Origin of the sequence: Dokdonella fugitiva, assembly GCF_014138265.1 — a bacterium.
Lineage (GTDB): Bacteria > Pseudomonadota > Gammaproteobacteria > Xanthomonadales > Rhodanobacteraceae > Dokdonella_A > Dokdonella_A fugitiva_A.
The window spans coordinates 757636-773265 of sequence record NZ_JACGXL010000002.1 but is presented as its reverse complement, the minus strand read 5'-3'; the positions used below and the strand labels follow the sequence as shown (position 1 = coordinate 773265).

Below are 15630 nucleotides of genomic sequence, written 5' to 3'. Positions count from 1 at the left end.
CGCCTTCATTCGCTCACCGGCAGCAGCAGGCTGAACACGGTCGCGCCGGGCCGGCTCGCATGGCCGAGTTCGCCGCCGTGCTCGCGCGCGATCTCGCGCGCGAGCGCGAGGCCGAGCCCGCTGCCGTCGGGACGTCCGGAGACGAGCGGTTCGTACAGCGTGTCGGCGAGTTCGGCCGGTACGCCGCGGCCGTCGTCGACGACGTCGATGCGCGCGGCGAGGCGCACCGCGCGCTCGCCGATGCGCGCGGCGTGCTCGGCGCGCGTGCGCAGCACGAGCTCCTGCGCGCCGGCCTCGAGCGCGTTGCGCACGAGGTTGAGCAGTGCCTGCAACAGCCGGTCGGCGTCGACGCGCACGGCGGGCAGGCTCGGGTCGTAGTCGCGCCGCAGGCGCAGCGGCGCGTCGGCACCGGTCGTCGCGAGCGCCGCCACGCGCTCGACGATCTCGTGCACGTTCACGCGCGCGAGGCGCGGCTTCGCGCCCGCGTGCAGCAGGCGCTCGGACAGGCTCGCGAGGCGGTCGACCTCGGCGACGATGAGGCCGGCCAGCTCGCGGTCGTCGGCGTCGAGGCGCCGCTGCAGCAGCTGCGCCGCACCGCGCATGCCGGCGAGCGGACCGCGTACCTCGTGGGCGAAGCCGCGCAGGGACTCGGACAGGCGCGTGGTCGTCGACGGCTCGGCCGCGATCGGCAGCACTTCGAGCAGCAAGGCGTCCGCATCCAGGGGTGTCAGCGCGAGGTCGGCACCGCGGTCGCCGATCGCGGTGCGCACGCGCGCCTCGCGCAGCCAGACGCGCCGCTGTTCGACGAATGCGCGCTCGGTCGCTTCACTGAGCAGCGGCGGGCGTGCATCGAGCAGGGCCAACGGCTCGCCGCGCCAACCGCGCGCGGCGCCACCGAACCAGTCGTGCAACGCGGGGTTCGCGGCAAGCAACGCATGGCCGCGATCGACGAGCGCCATCGGCGTCGCCGACTGCTCGGACAGCGTCCAGCCGGAAGGCGGAATCGCTGATGCGGCAGGGTCGGCGAGGCTCATTGCACCATTGTAGTGCATCGCTTCGGTGGTGCCAGCCTGAATCGTAGCCACACTGAAATTTTCGTTATTCACTCGAGGGTTAGTCGGCACGACCTAGGGTCTTCCGCACGACCCGCCGGGATCGTCGCGCCGCAGCATGGCGCGCTATCGAGAGGAGGTACCCATGAACACGCAGACTTTCCGTTTGTCGACCCTCGCGCTCGCGACGCTGCTCAGCTTCGGCGGCGCCAGCCTGGCTGCCGCGGCCGAAGCGGCGGCGGCGCCGAACAGTGAAACCGCGACGAAGTCCGACCAGCCGATCACCGACACCTGGATCACGACCAAGGTCAAGTCGGAACTGGCGACCACCGACGGCGTGAAGAGCATGGACATCGACGTCAAGACGGTCGACGGCTCCGTCACGCTGACCGGCGTGCTCGCGAACGACATCGCGGTGCAGAAGGCGGTCGCGGCCGCGAAGAGCGTCAAGGGCGTGAAGAACGTCGATTCGAGCGGCCTGAAGTCGCGCAACTGACGCGCGAGCAGCTCCGGACTACCGCAAGCAGCACGGGAGATACGCAATGAACGAAGACAAGATCAAGGGACAGTGGAAGCAGCTCGCCGGTAAGCTCAAGGCGAAGTGGGGCAAGCTGACCGACGACGACCTCAAGGTCGCCGAAGGCAACAGCGAATACCTCGCCGGCCGCATCCAGGAGCGTTACGGCATCGCCAAGGACGAGGCGCAGAAGCAGATCCGCGAGTTCGATCGCACGCTGTAACGTCGACGCCGGATGCAACGTGGAGGGCGGCGCTCGGGCCGCCCTCTTTTTTTTCCGCGGAAGTCCTCTCACGCAGCGCGGTTCCAGCCGCTCCATGCCCTTCGCGGAACGCGACCTCAGCCGCGCAAGGCGTCGCGCAACGCGGCGAGGCGATCACCGTAGGCGGCGGCGCGCGCGGTGTCGCGCCGCAACGGCTGGCGCACCTGCGCCGTGCTCGGCGTGCGCACGCCGCGTTCGGCGGTGTGGAACGCGAGGCAGGCGGGGTCGAAGTCGAGTCCGCAGAAGGCGAGCAATGCGCGAATCTCCGCCTCGGGTTCGAGCAGCAGGCGGCCGTAGTCCTGCAAGCGGATATGGCGCGGGTGCAGCGCCGCCCACTCGCGCATGAGCGCGTCGTAGCCGCGCCAGTACGCGCCGAGGTCGGCGAGGTCGTAGCTGTAGTCGGCGAGCCGCGGCGCGAACAGCTGCTTGTAGCAGGACCAGCACGTTTCGAGCGGATCGCGCCGGCAGTCGATGATCGTCGCCGCGGGGAGCATCGCGCGAATCGCGCCGACGAGCATCCAGTTGGCGGGCAGCTTGTCGGTCGAACGCGGCTTGCGCGTGCGCCAGCGGCGCGTGCGCGCGAGGTAGTCGCGACCGAGGCGTTCCCAGTCGACGGGCGTCGCGTCCGCGCTCCAGCGCGGAAAGCCGAGGCCGCGCCGCTGCCCTTCCGCGGCGATGACCGCCGGCAGGTCGTGCAGCTCGCTCGCGCCCTCGACCGCGGGATGCGCGGCGAGGATCTGCTCGACGAGCGTCGTGCTCGAACGCGGCAAGCCGACCACGAAGACGATTTCCGCGCCGAGGTTCGCCGGCGCGGCCACGGGCGGGGTCGCGAACGCCGCGCGCAGATTGGCGACCTGCAGTGCGTAGTTCGATGCGCTCCAGTTCGCCTGGCTGCGCCGCTGCGCGTTCGCCGCGGCGAACGCGGCAAACGCGTCGTCGAGGCGACCCGCGTCCTCGAGCACCTTGCCGAGCGCGAACTGCAACACCATGCGTGCTTCCGCACCGATGCGCGCGTCGCCCGCGAGCCGCTCGAGTGCGACGACCTCGTCGTCGGCGAGCCGCACGGTCTTGAGGTCGACCAGGCTGAACCAGCCTTGGTACGCGCGCGCGCCACCGGCGCGGGCGAGCGCGCGGTAGTGTGCGGCGGCATCGTCGATGCGACCGAGCGCCTGCAGGTTGCGTCCGAGCAGCAGGCGCGCGACGTCGTGGCCGGGTTGCAGCGCGAGCAGGCGCTCGCCCGCCGCGATCGCGTCCGCGTGCAGGCCGAGCTGGTCCGCCTGCGTGCCGAGCCGCAGCCACGCGTCGACGTCGCGCGGGTTCCGGACGCAGGCCGCGCGCAGCTGCGCGAGTGCGTCGTCGGAGGCGGGATCGGATGAGGTCATCGGCATGGCCGGCAAGGCGCAACGAAGCCTGTTGCGAGCGGCCTAGGCTAGCAGGTCGAAACGCGGGGCCGCCCGCACGTTTCGCCGCGCCTTCGAAGCAACTCCGCGTCGTCCGTCGTCAATGCCGCTGCGCGAGCGCGAGGCCGATGCCGGCGCCGATCAGGCACGTTCCCGCCGCCGCGCCCGTGCAGCGCGCGTAGCGCGGATTCGCGTGCAGCGCGCGGCTTCCGCGCGCGGCGACCCAGGCGTAACCGGCGAGCACGGCGAATTCGGAAGCGACGCTCGTCAGCGCGAGCACGGCGATCTGTGGCGCGACCGCCTGCGCGGGATCGACGAATTGCGGCAGCAGCGCGGTGAAGAACAGGATCGCCTTCGGGTTCGCGAGCTGCAGCAGCACGCCTTGCCGCCACATCGCGAACGGCGCGGGAGTGCCGCGCACGGCGCTCGTGCGCAAGCCCGCCCCTCGCAGAGCTTCGCGCCATTCGGCGATGCCGAGCCAGGCGAGATAGGCGACGCCGAGCCATTTGATCGCGACGAAAAGCGGCGCCGCCGCCGCGACGACTGCGGCGAGGCCGAACGCCGACAACAGGAAGTAGAGCGTGTTGCCGGACAGGATGCCGAGGTTCGCCGCGAATGCCCGCGGCGCGCCGTGGCGCATCGCCTGGCCCACTACGTACAGAACCGCCGGGCCGGGCACGAGCGACAGCGCGGTTTCGGTGACGAAGAAGGCGAGCCAGGTCTGCGTGGTCATCGGATTCCGTTCGGCGCATGCGCGTCAGTGGTCGTATGCCGATTCGCCGTGCGAGCGGATGTCGAGCCCTTCGCGCTCGTGCTCTTCGTCGACGCGCAAGCCGACCAGCCGATCGGCGGCCTTGTAGGCGACGAACGCGACCGTGCCGCTCCAGAGCAGGGTGATCGCGACCGCCTTCGCCTGCGCGAACAGTTGCACCGCGATGCCGGGGTAGCCGGTCGCACCACTGACCCAGTCGGTCACGAGTCCGGGGCCACCGAGCACGGGCGCGTTGAACACGCCGGTGAGCAGCGCACCCGTGATGCCGCCGAGCGCGTGCACGCCGAACACGTCGAGTGCATCGTCGGCCGCGAGCAGGCGCTTGAGCCCGGTCACGCCCCACAGGCAGACGAGGCCCGCGATCGCGCCGATCGCGAACGCGCCGGCGACGCCGACGTTGCCCGCCGCGGGCGTGATCGCGACGAGGCCCGCGACCGCGCCGGAGGCGGCGCCGAGCATCGACGGCTTGCCTTTGAGCAGCCACTCGGCCGCGGTCCAAGACAGCACCGCGCACGCGGTCGCGAGGTAGGTGTTGAGGAACGCGAGCGCCGCGGTGCCGTTCGCCTCGAGCGCGGAGCCCGCGTTGAACCCGAACCAGCCGAACCAGAGCAGTGACGCGCCGATCATCGTCATCGTCAGGCTGTGCGGCCTCAATGCCTCGCGGCCGTAGCCGATGCGCTTGCCGACGAGCCACGCGCCGACGAGGCCGGCGATGCCCGCGTTGACGTGCACGACGGTGCCGCCGGCGAAATCGAGCGCGCCGAGGCGCCAAATGAAACCCGCCCGGGCATCGAGCGCGGCGGCGTCGGCGCCGACGACGTAGGCATCCGGCCCGGGCCAGTACCAGACCATGTGCGCGATCGGCAGGTAGCTCGCGCTGAACCAGATCACGACGAACACGAGCAGCGCGGAGAAACGGATGCGCTCGACCAGCGAGCCGACGACGAGGCAGCAGGTGATCGCGGCGAACGTCGCCTGGAACACCGCGAACACGATCTCGTACATCGGCACGCCCTTGGAGAACGTCGAGGCGAGCGCCCACGTGCCGTTCGCGGGATCGGCGATGCCGGCGAGGAACACGCGATCGGTGCCACCGATCACGGCGTTGCCCGCGCTGAACGCGAGGCTGTAGCCGTACGCGAACCAGAGCACGCTGACCAGCGAGAACACGACGAATACTTGCATCAGCACCGACAGCATGTTCTTGCTGCGCACGAGCCCGCCGTAGAACAGCGCGAGCGCGGGAACTGCCATCAGCAGCACGAGCGCGGTCGAGACGAGCATCCACGCGGTGTCGCCCTTGTCGGGCACGGAGGCGGCGGATGCGAGCGCCGGCACGAGCGCGAGCGCGACGACACCGGCGCGCGCCGCGCTAGAGCGCATCGTCGCCTGCCTCGCCCGTGCGCACGCGCGTCGCCTGTTCGAGCGGCACGACGAACAGCTGGCCGTCATGTTCGCGCCCGGTGCGCGCCGCTTCGAGCAGCGCGTCGACGACCGCGTCGACGCGCTCGTCGACGACGACCGTCTCGACGCGCAGCTCCGCCGCGAAGTCGACCACGTACTCGGCGCCGCGGTAGATCTCGGTGTGGCCGCGCGCGCGGCCATAGCCGCGCAGTTCGGTCACGGTGACGCCACCGGCGCCGGCGCGCGCGAGCGCCTCGCGCACGTCGTCGAGCTTGAACGGCTGGATGATCGCGGTGACCAGTTTCATGCCCGCCCTCCTGCCGCGCCGCGGGCCGGCGCCCACGGCGTTCGAGCGATGCGCCGGCGGCATCGCACCGCCGGCGCGGAGCCTCAGATCGCGTAGTACATCTGGTACTCGAGCGGATGCGTCGCCGCGCGGAAGCGCGTGACTTCCTGCATCTTGAGGTCGATGTAGGCGTCGATGAGGTCGTCGCTGAACACGCCGCCGGCCTTGAGGAAGCCGCGATCCTTGTCGAGCGCCTCGAGCGCCATGTCGAGCGAATGGCACACGGTCGGGATGTTCTTCTCTTCTTCCGGCGGCAGGTCGTACAGGTCCTTGTCGGCCGGCGCGCCCGGATCGATCTTGTTGATGATGCCGTCGAGGCCGGCCATCATCAGCGCGGTGAACGTGAGGTAGCCCGACTGCATCGGATCCGGGAAGCGCACCTCGATGCGGCGCGCCTTCGGGCTGTGCACGAACGGGATACGGCAGCTCGCCGAGCGGTTGCGCGCGGAGTACGCGAGCATGACCGGCGCCTCGAAGTGCGGCACGAGGCGCTTGTAGCTGTTGGTGGTCGCGTTGGCGAACGCGTTGATCGCGCGCGCGTGCTTGAAGATGCCGCCGATGTAGTACAGCGCGGTCTGCGACAGGCCGCCGTAGAGGTCGCCGGCGAACAGGTTCTGGCCGCCCTTCGACAGCGACTGGTGCACGTGCATGCCCGAACCGTTGTCACCGACCAGGGGCTTGGGCATGAACGTCACCGTCTTGCCGTTCTGGTGCGCGACGTTCTTGATCACGTACTTCATCGCCATCAGCTCGTCGGCCTTGCGCACGAGCGTGTTGAAGCGCGTGCCGATCTCGCACTGGCCCGCGGTGGCGACTTCGTGGTGGTGCACCTCGACGGTCATGCCGACCTGCTCGAGCACCTTGCACATCTCGCTGCGCAGGTCCTGGAACGAGTCGCCCGGCGGCACCGGGAAGTAGCCGCCCTTGACGCCCGGGCGGTAGCCGGAATTGCCGCCCTCGAACTTCGCCGACGACGACCAGTGGCCTTCCTCCGATTCGATCTCGAAGAAGGTCTTCTGCATGTCGTTCTGCCAGCGCACGCCGTCGAAGATGAAGAACTCGGGCTCGGGGCCGAAGAACGCCGTGTCGGCGATGCCGGTCGACTTGAGGAACGCCTCGGCGCGCTTGGCGACCGAGCGCGGGTCGCGCGAGTACGCCTGCATCGTGCTCGGCTCGAGCACGTCGCACTGCAGGACGAGCGTCTTGTCGGCCATGAACGGATCGATGAACGCGGCGTCGGCGTCGGGCAGCAGCACCATGTCCGACTCGTTGATGCCCTTCCAGCCGGCGATCGACGAGCCGTCGAACATCTTGCCGTCCTCGAACAGCGATTCGTCGACCGCGTGCGCGGGGAAGGTCGCGTGGTGCTGCTTGCCGAGCATGTCGGCGAAGCGCAGGTCGACGAACTCGACCTCGTGGTCCTTGATCATCTTGAACACGTTCTGGGCGGGCATGGCGAAGCCTCGGCAAGGAATGGACGACGAGTCATAGCAACGGTCGTGCCAGCTCCCGAGGGGCCGCCACGGCGCCAATCCCGAGGGCACGGCATCGCCGAATGCACCACGATGGTGCAAAACCCGACGGCCATTGCCCCACGATGGCGCAGCGTCCAGCCCGTACAATCCACGCTCCCTTCCCCGCCCGCCCCGTCCCGTGAGCGACCTCGCCAGCCCCGTCCTGCTCGGCCTCATCGAAGGCATCACCGAATTCCTGCCCGTCTCCAGCACCGGCCACCTGCTCGTCGCCGAGCACTGGCTCGGCGCGCGATCGGACCTGTTCAACGTCGTGATCCAGGCCGGCGCGATCCTCGCGGTCGTGCTCATCTACCGCGAACGCCTCTGGCGCCTCGCCTGCGGTCTCGGCGATCCGCTGCAGCGCGACTACGCGTTCAAGCTCGCCGCCGCATTCCTCGTCACCGCGGTGCTCGGCTTCGCCGCGACGCGGCTCGGCTTCAAGCTGCCCGAATCGATCACGCCGGTCGCATGGGCGCTCGTGCTCGGCGGCGTCTGGATGCTCGGCGCGGAAGCGGTCGCCGCGCGCCGCCCGGAGCGCAGCACGATCACCTGGACCGTCGCGATCCTCGTCGGCCTCGCCCAGGTCGTCGCCGGCGTGTTCCCGGGCACGTCGCGTTCGGCCGCGACGATCTTCGTCGCGATGCTCGCCGGCACCGGCAACCGCGCCGCGGCGACCGAGTTCGCGTTCCTCGTCGGCATCCCGACGATGTTCGCGGCGAGCGGCTATGAGCTGCTGAAGACGCTCAAGGGCGGCGGCGAAGTGCACGAGGACTGGAGCGCGCTCGCACTCGCGTTCGTCGTCTCCGCGGTCACCGCGTTCGTCGCCGTGCGCTGGCTGCTCGGCTACATCCGCACGCACCGCTTCACGCCGTTCGCGGTCTACCGCATCGCGCTCGGGCTCGCGCTGCTCGCGTTCGCCTGAGCGCTCGATCGCGCTCGATCGCGACGCTTACAGGCCGGCGGCCCGATTGAAGTCGCCGATGCCGCTGATCAGCGAAGTGACCGCCTCGCGCTCGATCTCGGTCAGGTGCGGGTTCCACGCGTCGAGCAGCATCACGACGCGCGTCGCGTCGCTGCGGTTCCAGGCTTCGTGCTCGAACGTGTCGTCGAAGCTGAAGCAGCGGCCTTCCTGCCAGCGCAGCGACTGGCCGCCGACGGCGAGCGCGAGGTCGCCGTCCGGCACGACCAGCGGCAGGTGCGTGACGACGCGCGTGTTGGTCACGCCGTGGTGCGGCAGGATGTGCGAGCCCGGCGTGAGCACCGAGAAGCACACCTCCGGCGAATGCTCGCGGATGCGGCACAACGGCAGCGTGTCGAGCACGGCCGACGTGCGCGGGCAGCGTGCCGCGTTGGCGTCGTTGCGCACGCCGTGGCGGAAGAAGAAGAACGCGTCCCACACCGGCGTGTCGCGTTCGTTGCGCAGGTGCGAGGCGAGCGGCGCGGTGTCGTCGAAATGGCCGAGGAACGGCTCGAAGCCGCTGTCCGCGGCGAGCACCGCGCGCATTTCCTCGCGGATCGTCGCGGTGTGCGTCTCGAGCGTCTCGAACCACGGGAACAACTCGCGCGCGAACACCGGCGTCGCCGGCAGCCCGGGCACGTAGAAGAATTTCGGGCGCTGGCGCGGATCAGGATAGTCGGGCTCGAGTTCACCCAGGTAGATCGCGAGGCCGCGCCCGACGCGCGCGAGCGCGGCATCGCCGTGCTTCTCGCGCAGCGGCGTCAGCAGCGAGGCGAACAGCATGCGCCGTCCGGACGCGACCGCGCGCATCGCGTGCTTGACGAGCGGACGCAGCGGCGCGTCGGTGGTCGCGTCGCTGAGCCACAGGCCGTGTTCCTGCGCGTGCAGGATCGCGCCGAAGTACGCCGGCAGCGCCTGGCCCAACCGGCCGCGTGCCTCGAGCACTTCACCCAGGCGCAGGCGCGCGACGTACAACGCCGGCGCGAGGCGCACGGCTTCGGCGAGCGCAGCGTGCGCTTCGTCGAGGTGGCCGAGTTCGCGCTGCAGCACGCCGAGGTTGGTCAGCGTGGTCGTGTCGCCGGGATGCGCCGCGTGCGCGCGGCCGAGCAGTTCGAGCGCGGCGTCGGCCTGGCCGCGGCCGTGCGCGCAGATCGCGAGGAAGTTCAGCGCATCCACGTCGTCGGCGTGTTCGCGCAGCAACTCGCCGAACGCGCGCTCGGCCTCGGCGACGCGCCCCTGCGCGACGAACGCGAGCGCGGTGGCGCGCCGCTCGTCGGCGGCCGTGGTTCCCGAAGTCGTGGTCATGTCGTGGTGCCCTGCGCGGAAACCGCACATGCTAGCAGCGCACGTCGCCGCACGTCGCCGCACGCCGCCGATCAGCGCCGCAGGGCGACGCTCAGCGTGTACGTGCCGGTCAGCTCCGCTTCGGCGAGCACGTGGCCAGCCATCGCCTCGCGCAGTTGCGCGAGCGAGTAGCCGCTGCGCAGGCCGAGCCCGGCGACGTCGAGCGCGTGGATGCGGAAATGGTAGTGGTGCACGCGCTCGTCGTTCCACGGCGGGCACGGCCCGTCGTAGCCGAGATAGTCGCCGGCCATCGTGGCATCGCCGGCGAACCAGCCGGTGTAGTCGTTGAGCCCCTGGCACGCGCCGGCCGGACCCGGCGGCGTGCGCTTGCCGTGCGCGACGACACCGTCGCCGCAGCTCGCCCGCGCGAGTTCGCGGCAATCGGCCGGGATGTCGGCGATGAGCCAGTGCACGAAGTCCGTGCGCGGCAGCGACGCCGGCACGCGGCGTCCGGGCTGGTTGACGTCGTCGCCACGCGTGGGCACGTCGCTGTCGATGCAGGTGATCGCGAACGATCGCGTGCCTTCGGGGACCTGGTCCCACGCGAGGTGCGGATTGCGGTTCGCCGACGGTACGCACGGCGTGTCGGCGGAACCGGGGCGCCCGAACGCGCAATCGTCGGGAATCGGCTGCATGTCGCGGAAATCGTCGCTGTGGATACGCACGGGCGGCACCTCCTGCCCGCAGTATCGCGCACGCCGGCGCGCACGCGACAGTCGTGCGCGCACGTATGGACGCGGCGTTCAGCTGGCGACGAGCTTGCCGAACGGTCCGGCGAGCGCGTCGCGGTAACCCTGCCAGTGCCCTGCGGCGAAACGCACCGGCAAGCCACCGAGGCTGCGCGTCATCGCGGCGAACTGCGCGCCCGGCTCGAGCACGTCGAGGCCGAGGAAGCGCGCGAGCGCGTCACCCGCGCCGGCCGGATCCTCGAGCAACGCATCCGCGGCGACGACGAGGCGACGCGGCGCGGCGAGCGCCGCGCCGTGATGCAGGTGGCGGCGCGCGCGCACGAGCCATTCGGCGGCGCCGTCGACGTCGCTGCACGGGAAGCCGCGCGCCCAGCCGAATGCGAGCCAGTTGAGCAGCGCGTCGCGCGGATCGCGCTCGACCACGACGATGCGCGCACCGGGCATCGCGCGATGAACGAGCGCGAGCAGGTGCGCGTCCCAGCGCGGCAGCCAGTCGACGATCGGCCGATCGAGGGCGATGTCGGCGGCGCGCAACGGCGCGAGCCAACGTTCCCGCAAGGCTTCGCGCGCGGCGGCGTCGAGATCGCCGCAATAGTGCTGGAAGCGCGGCTGGCTGAAGTCGTCGGCGCGGGTGGCCGGACCGATGCGATCGCGCAGCACGGTGAGGCCGGGCTGGTCGGCGAGCAGCGCGGCGACGCGCTCGACGCCACTCCCGGGCGCGCCGAGCAGCAGCACGGGCGCGTGCGCCCACGGCGCCTGTGCCGGTTCGGCGAGGGCGACGTCGAGCTGCGGGTGCGGATCGGCGAGCGCGGGCACCGCGAGCGGTGCGCCGCGCTGCGCCTCGGCGAAGCAGCGCACCGCTTCGGCGGCTTCGCCGGCGCGATCGTGCAGGCGGCCCAGATAGTTCCAGCGCAGGCGCGCCTGCCCTTCGGTGAGGTCCTGCCGGTCGAGCGCGTCGAGCATCGCGCGCGCGCCGTCCGGGTCGCCTTCGCGCAGGCGTGCGCGGGCGCGCACGAGGCGCATCTCGGCATCCTCGCGCGCGGCGAGCACGATGCCCGCGTGCGCCTCGGCGGCTTCGAGTTCGCCGAGGTATTCGGCGAGCAGCGCGAGGCGGTTGCGCGCGAGCAGGTCGGCCGGGTTGCGGTCGAGCCGTTCCTTCCACACCGCCGCCGCCTGCGGCAGGCGCCCGGCGAGGCTGAGCAGGTCGGCGCGCGCGGCACGCACGTCGTCGTCGGGCGAGATCGCCAGGCAGGCGTCGTAGGCGGCGATCGCCTCGTCGACGCGGCCGAGCCGCGCGAGCGACCAGGCGAGCGCGCGCGCGGGCATCGGCTGCGCCGGATCCGCAGCGAGCGCGGCGCGGTACGAGGCGACGGCGTCGTCGTAGCGGCCGTCCGCACGAGCGACGTCGGCCATGCCGACCTGCGCGGCGATCTCGAAGCCGGGGACGCCGAGCAGTTCGCGGTATTGCGCATCGGCATCGGCGCGGCGACCGGCCTTGAGCAGCAGCGCGCCGAGCCAAGGCCGCGCCTGGTGCAGGTCCGGCTTGATGCGCAGCGCGTTGCGGAACGCCTGTTCGGCGAACGCGGGCGTGTCGCGCCGCGCGAACGCCTGGCCGAGCATGAACTGGATCATCGCGTCGTTCGGCGCGAGGTCGGCGGCCCGACCGAGGTGGCGCAGCGCCGCCTCGAGGTCGCCGCGTTCGAGCAGCAGTCCACCGAGGCCGGCCAGCGCGTGCGGCTCTTCGCCGTTGCGCAGCGCGGTGCGGAAGTGCTGCTCGGCGACCGCCTGCTCGCCGCGCATGAGCGCGAGCTGGCCGAGGCCCGCGTGCGCGCCGGCGAGGTTCGGATCGAGCGCGAGCGCCGCGTGGAAGCCGCGTCGCGCCGCCTCGTGGTCGCCCTCGCGGAAGTTCAGCGAGGCGAGCGTGAGCTCGATGCCGGCGTCTTCGGGGGCGAGTTCGTGGGCACGACGCAGCAGCGTGCTGCCTTCGGGCGTGTCGCCGAGCTGGTAGCGCAGCATGCCGAGCAGGTGCAACGCCTCGACGTCGTCGGGTTGCTCGGCGAGCCGCTCGCGATACCCCTTCTCGGCCTCGTCGAAACGGCCCTGGCGATGCTGGTCGATGGCGTCTTTGAGCATGCGTGCGTCGTCGTGCAGTTGCGGAAGGCGCGCCTGCGGGCGCGCCGGACCGCCGATTATGCCGCATCCGGCCATGCTAGGCTTTCGCGTTTCGAGCCTCGCACGCCGCCGATCGTGAGCCGCAACCAGGACCTCACCACCCTGCTCAGGGCACGCACCCCGCTGCTGCTGGTCGATTCCGCCGATGAAAACGGCGTGATCGAGGGCTTCCGCCATGCGATCGCGCAGTCGTTGCGCCCGTTCTGGCGCTGGAGCATCACCGGCGGCCTGGAACGGCTCGATCTCGACCTCGACGAGGACGACGACGATGCGACGCGCGAGGCGCCGGACGCGAGCCTGAGCCTGCAGGCGATCAAGCGCACGCCCGTCGCCGGCGTCTACCTGCTGCTCGATTTCCAGCCGTATCTGCGCTACCCGATGACCCTGCGCCTGCTGCGCGAGATCCTGCAACGGCAGGACTCGGCCGAGCACACGCTCGTGCTCGTCGGCGCCGGCATCGAACTGCCCGAGGAACTCGCCGCGGTGGCGACGCGCTTCGAGTTCGCCTTGCCGGACAAGGAGGCGCTCGCCGCGATGCTGCGCGAGGAAGCGTTCCGCTATTCGCGCGACCACGACGGTCGCCGCGTCACGGTCGACGCCGACGCCGCGCGCGCGATCGTGCGCAACCTCGTCGGCCTCGCGCTCGACGACGCGCGGCGCATCGCGCGCAAGCTCATCTACGACGACGGCGCGATCACCGCTGCCGACCTGCCGGAACTCGCGCGCGCGAAGCATGCGCTGCTCGACCGCGACGGCCTGCTGCACTTCGAATACGACACCGCGCAGTTCGCGCGCATCGGCGGGCTCGCGCGCCTCAAGCAGTGGATCACCCAGCGGCGAGCGGCGTTCCTCGGCGAGAAGCAGACGGTCAAGCTCGACCCGCCGAAGGGCGTGCTGCTGCTCGGCGTGCAGGGCTGCGGCAAGAGCCTCGCGGCGAAGGCGACGGCGGGCGGTTTCGGCGTGCCGCTCGTGCGCCTCGATTTCGGTTCGCTCTACAACAAGTATCACGGCGAGACGGAGCGCAACCTGCGCGAGGCGCTGAAGAGCGCCGAGCTGCTCGCGCCGTGCGTGCTGTGGATCGACGAGATCGAGAAGGCGCTGTCGACCTCGGGCGACGACGACGGCGTGTCGCGCCGCGTGCTCGGCTACCTGCTCACCTGGATGGCCGAACGCAAGTCGCCGGTGTTCCTCGTCGCGACCGCGAACGAGGTGCAACAGCTGCCGGCCGAGTTGTTGCGCAAGGGCCGCTTCGACGAGACGTTCTTCGTCGACCTGCCCGATGGGCCCACGCGCGCGGAGGTCTTCCGCCTGCACCTGGTGCAGCGCGGCCTCGACCCGGCCACTTTCGACCTCGCCGCGCTCGCCGGCGCGAGCGACGGCTACTCGGGCGCCGAGATCGAGCAGATCGTCGTCGCCGCGCTGTACGCGGCGGCCGCGGCGAAGCAGGACGCGCCGACGCAGGCGCAGCTGCTCGCCGAATGCGCGGCGACGCGACCGCTGTCGGTGCTCATGGCGGAGAAGGTCGCCGCGTTGCGCGCGTGGGCGCGCGGCCGCACGGTGCCGGCGGACTGAGCGCGCCGACACGACGATGCACGACACGCTCGATCGCATCGTCGCGTTCCTCGCCGGCATCGGCCTGCCACCGCGCGCGGCGACGCTGGGCGGCGACACGTTCCTGCCCGGCATCCGCATCACGCGCGGCGAGCTCCTCTACGACCCGGCACGCATCGCCTGGCCCGCCGACCTGCTGCACGAGGCCGGCCACATCGCGCTCGTGCCGGCCGCGCATCGCGCCGCGCTCGACGACGCGCTGACGTCCGAGCAGCACTTCGAGCACGGCGGCGAAGTCGAGTCGATCGCCTGGTCGTACGCGGCGAGCGTGCGACTCGCGCTGCCGGCCACCGACCTGTTCCACGACGGCGGCTATCGCGGCCAGTCGCCCGGCCTCGCGCTGTCGTTCTCGCTCGGCGTCTACGTCGGCGTCGCCGGCCTCGTCGCGCTCGGCCTCTGCGCAGCCGGCGACGACGCTCGCCGCCGCGGCGTCGAGCCGTATCCGCACATGCTGCGCTGGCTGCGCGACTGAGCGACACCTCGCTGTGCGAGCGACCGAAGCCGCGATGCTCCCGCAGTCCCGAACGAAGGCATCGCGGCTTCCGCCGCTCCCACAGGAGAAGTGGCTATGTGCCCGACGCGTCGTGCGCGAGATGCCGCTGCATGCGCTGCGCGATGTAGTCGGCGGTGAAACTGCGCAAGCTCGCGTCGAGGATGAAGCCGCAATGGCCGCCGTGCGCGGCGATGTCGAGTTCGACCTGCGGCGGCAACTGCAGCGCGCGGAAGTCGGCGACCGGGATGACCGGGTCGTCGGCCGCGGTGAGGATCGTCGCCGGCATCGCGAGCGCGCGCAGGCGGTCGCCGGCGATCGAGTAGCCGTCGAGGTAGGCCTCGAGCGAACCGAAATCCGTGTGGCGCAGCACGAGCGCGCGCGTGAGTCCGCGCAGGTCCGAGGAGAGATCGTCAGCGCTGAACCAGTCGACCTCGGGAAACAGCGCGCGCTTGCGCCGCAGCGATTCGCGCCACTTGTGCAGGAAGTAGCGCTGGTAGATCCACGGCCCCTCTTCGAGGCCGAACAGGCCCGCGGCGGGGCTCACGACCGGGCACACCGCGAGCGCGTAGCGCACGGCATCGGGCGCGCGCAGCGCCACGCGCAGCGCGAAGTTGCCGCCGAGCGAGAAGCCCGCGACGGCGACCGGCGCCGCGGCGAACGCGCCGCGCACCGCCCGCACCGCGCCGACGACCTCGTCGATGCGGCACGAATGGAACAGCTCGCGATTGAGGTGATGGGTGTCGCCGTGGTCGCGGAAGTTGAGGCGGAACACGTCGAAGCCGTCGTCGAGCAGGCGTGCGCCGGTGCCAACGACGTAGGACGACTGCGCGCTGCCTTCCCAGCCGTGCAGCAGCACGACGAGGCCGAGCGCGTGCTCGCGCCGGTCCTGGCGCGCGAGGAAGCCCTGCAGGCGCACGCCGGGACCGCACTCGAGCACGTGTTCGGCGCTGCGCCGGTCGATCGCCTGCCGTGCGCGCCGCAGCGCGAAGCGGCGCAGCGCGCTCGAGGCGAGGATCGATTGCAGGTGCGGATTGGCGAGCCAGCGCGACGGCGTGAAATCGGCGCCGCGCAACAGTTCGTCGCGCCGATCGGGCGC

Annotated in this window: 15 protein-coding genes; 5 read left to right on the top strand and 10 right to left on the bottom strand. The window is 71.4% G+C overall.

Annotation, left to right across the window (positions count from 1 at the left end; genetic code table 11):
• Positions 1 to 5 precede the first annotated feature (5 nt).
• Positions 6 to 1034: a two-component system sensor histidine kinase NtrB gene (locus FHW12_RS09490; RefSeq protein ID WP_259392945.1), complete on the bottom strand. Its 1029-nt coding sequence runs from the start codon at positions 1032 to 1034 to the stop codon at positions 6 to 8.
• Positions 1035 to 1197: 163 nt separating this feature from the next.
• Here FHW12_RS09490 and FHW12_RS09485 point away from each other — a divergent pair, with 163 nt between their 5' ends.
• Together FHW12_RS09485 and FHW12_RS09480 are read left to right on the top strand one after the other, a co-directional pair.
• Positions 1198 to 1548 carry a BON domain-containing protein gene (locus FHW12_RS09485; RefSeq protein WP_182530757.1) on the top strand — a complete coding sequence of 117 codons (351 nt, stop codon included), beginning with the start codon at positions 1198 to 1200 and terminating at the stop codon, positions 1546 to 1548.
• A gap of 46 nt (positions 1549 to 1594) precedes the next feature.
• Positions 1595 to 1792, top strand: a complete 198-nt coding sequence (locus FHW12_RS09480; RefSeq protein WP_182530756.1) for a CsbD family protein — start codon at positions 1595 to 1597, stop codon at positions 1790 to 1792.
• Between the two features lie 116 nt (positions 1793 to 1908).
• Here the strand turns inward: FHW12_RS09480 and FHW12_RS09475 are convergent, their stop codons facing one another.
• From FHW12_RS09475 to glnA, 5 genes are all read right to left on the bottom strand, one after another.
• On the bottom strand, positions 1909 to 3213 hold the full coding sequence (locus FHW12_RS09475; RefSeq protein WP_182530755.1) for a tetratricopeptide repeat-containing sulfotransferase family protein: 1305 nt from the start codon (positions 3211 to 3213) through the stop codon (positions 1909 to 1911).
• Positions 3214 to 3331: 118 nt separating this feature from the next.
• Positions 3332 to 3964: a LysE family translocator gene (locus tag FHW12_RS09470; RefSeq protein ID WP_182530754.1), complete on the bottom strand. Its 633-nt coding sequence runs from the start codon at positions 3962 to 3964 to the stop codon at positions 3332 to 3334.
• 24 nt (positions 3965 to 3988) lie between these two features.
• On the bottom strand, positions 3989 to 5386 hold the full coding sequence (gene amt, locus FHW12_RS09465) for an ammonium transporter (protein WP_220484383.1): 1398 nt from the start codon (positions 5384 to 5386) through the stop codon (positions 3989 to 3991).
• Positions 5376 to 5714, bottom strand: coding sequence for a P-II family nitrogen regulator (locus FHW12_RS09460; RefSeq protein ID WP_182530752.1), 339 nt, complete (start codon positions 5712 to 5714; stop codon positions 5376 to 5378). The genes amt and FHW12_RS09460 overlap by 11 nt, the downstream gene beginning before the upstream one ends.
• An 83-nt stretch (positions 5715 to 5797) precedes the next feature.
• The gene (gene glnA, locus FHW12_RS09455; RefSeq protein WP_182530751.1) at positions 5798 to 7207 is read right to left on the bottom strand and encodes a type I glutamate--ammonia ligase; all 1410 of its coding nucleotides are present in this window, start codon (positions 7205 to 7207) and stop codon (positions 5798 to 5800) included.
• Positions 7208 to 7406: 199 nt separating this feature from the next.
• Here glnA and FHW12_RS09450 point away from each other — a divergent pair, with 199 nt between their 5' ends.
• Complete coding sequence (locus FHW12_RS09450; RefSeq protein ID WP_182530750.1) at positions 7407 to 8189, top strand: undecaprenyl-diphosphate phosphatase; 783 nt, start codon at positions 7407 to 7409, stop codon at positions 8187 to 8189.
• Positions 8190 to 8216: 27 nt separating this feature from the next.
• Here the strand turns inward: FHW12_RS09450 and FHW12_RS09445 are convergent, their stop codons facing one another.
• The 3 genes from FHW12_RS09445 to FHW12_RS09435 all read right to left on the bottom strand — a co-directional run bounded on the left by FHW12_RS09445 (position 8217) and on the right by FHW12_RS09435 (position 12391).
• Positions 8217 to 9530, bottom strand: a complete 1314-nt coding sequence (locus FHW12_RS09445) for an aspartyl/asparaginyl beta-hydroxylase domain-containing protein (RefSeq protein WP_182530749.1) — start codon at positions 9528 to 9530, stop codon at positions 8217 to 8219.
• 71 nt (positions 9531 to 9601) lie between these two features.
• Positions 9602 to 10234: a YbhB/YbcL family Raf kinase inhibitor-like protein gene (locus FHW12_RS09440; protein ID WP_182530748.1), complete on the bottom strand. Its 633-nt coding sequence runs from the start codon at positions 10232 to 10234 to the stop codon at positions 9602 to 9604.
• A gap of 78 nt (positions 10235 to 10312) precedes the next feature.
• Positions 10313 to 12391, bottom strand: coding sequence for a tetratricopeptide repeat protein (locus FHW12_RS09435; RefSeq protein ID WP_182530747.1), 2079 nt, complete (start codon positions 12389 to 12391; stop codon positions 10313 to 10315).
• A gap of 114 nt (positions 12392 to 12505) precedes the next feature.
• Here FHW12_RS09435 and FHW12_RS09430 point away from each other — a divergent pair, with 114 nt between their 5' ends.
• Positions 12506 to 14002 carry an AAA family ATPase gene (locus FHW12_RS09430; RefSeq protein ID WP_182530746.1) on the top strand — a complete coding sequence of 499 codons (1497 nt, stop codon included), beginning with the start codon at positions 12506 to 12508 and terminating at the stop codon, positions 14000 to 14002.
• 16 nt (positions 14003 to 14018) lie between these two features.
• Entirely contained in the window at positions 14019 to 14513 is a 495-nt protein-coding gene (locus FHW12_RS09425; RefSeq protein WP_182530745.1) for a hypothetical protein, read from the top strand.
• A 94-nt stretch (positions 14514 to 14607) separates the two neighbouring features.
• Here FHW12_RS09425 and FHW12_RS09420 read toward each other — a convergent pair whose 3' ends face one another.
• A complete protein-coding gene (locus FHW12_RS09420) occupies positions 14608 to 15606 on the bottom strand; it encodes a YheT family hydrolase (RefSeq protein WP_259392985.1) in 999 nt (332 codons plus the stop codon).
• Positions 15607 to 15630: the final 24 nt, after the last annotated feature.

Excerpts from the sequence above, each read along its gene's own strand:
- FHW12_RS09490 (WP_259392945.1), bottom strand. The coding sequence starts at position 1,034 with ATGAGCCTCGCCGACCCTGCCGCATCAGCGATTCCGCCTTCCGGCTGG.
- FHW12_RS09485 (WP_182530757.1), top strand. The coding sequence starts at position 1,198 with ATGAACACGCAGACTTTCCGTTTGTCGACCCTCGCGCTCGCGACGCTG.
- FHW12_RS09480 (WP_182530756.1), top strand. The coding sequence starts at position 1,595 with ATGAACGAAGACAAGATCAAGGGACAGTGGAAGCAGCTCGCCGGTAAG.
- FHW12_RS09475 (WP_182530755.1), bottom strand. The coding sequence starts at position 3,213 with ATGACCTCATCCGATCCCGCCTCCGACGACGCACTCGCGCAGCTGCGC.
- FHW12_RS09470 (WP_182530754.1), bottom strand. The coding sequence starts at position 3,964 with ATGACCACGCAGACCTGGCTCGCCTTCTTCGTCACCGAAACCGCGCTG.
- amt (WP_220484383.1), bottom strand. The coding sequence starts at position 5,386 with ATGCGCTCTAGCGCGGCGCGCGCCGGTGTCGTCGCGCTCGCGCTCGTG.
- FHW12_RS09460 (WP_182530752.1), bottom strand. The coding sequence starts at position 5,714 with ATGAAACTGGTCACCGCGATCATCCAGCCGTTCAAGCTCGACGACGTG.
- glnA (WP_182530751.1), bottom strand. The coding sequence starts at position 7,207 with ATGCCCGCCCAGAACGTGTTCAAGATGATCAAGGACCACGAGGTCGAG.
- FHW12_RS09445 (WP_182530749.1), bottom strand. The coding sequence starts at position 9,530 with ATGACCACGACTTCGGGAACCACGGCCGCCGACGAGCGGCGCGCCACC.
- FHW12_RS09435 (WP_182530747.1), bottom strand. The coding sequence starts at position 12,391 with ATGCTCAAAGACGCCATCGACCAGCATCGCCAGGGCCGTTTCGACGAG.
- FHW12_RS09425 (WP_182530745.1), top strand. The coding sequence starts at position 14,019 with ATGCACGACACGCTCGATCGCATCGTCGCGTTCCTCGCCGGCATCGGC.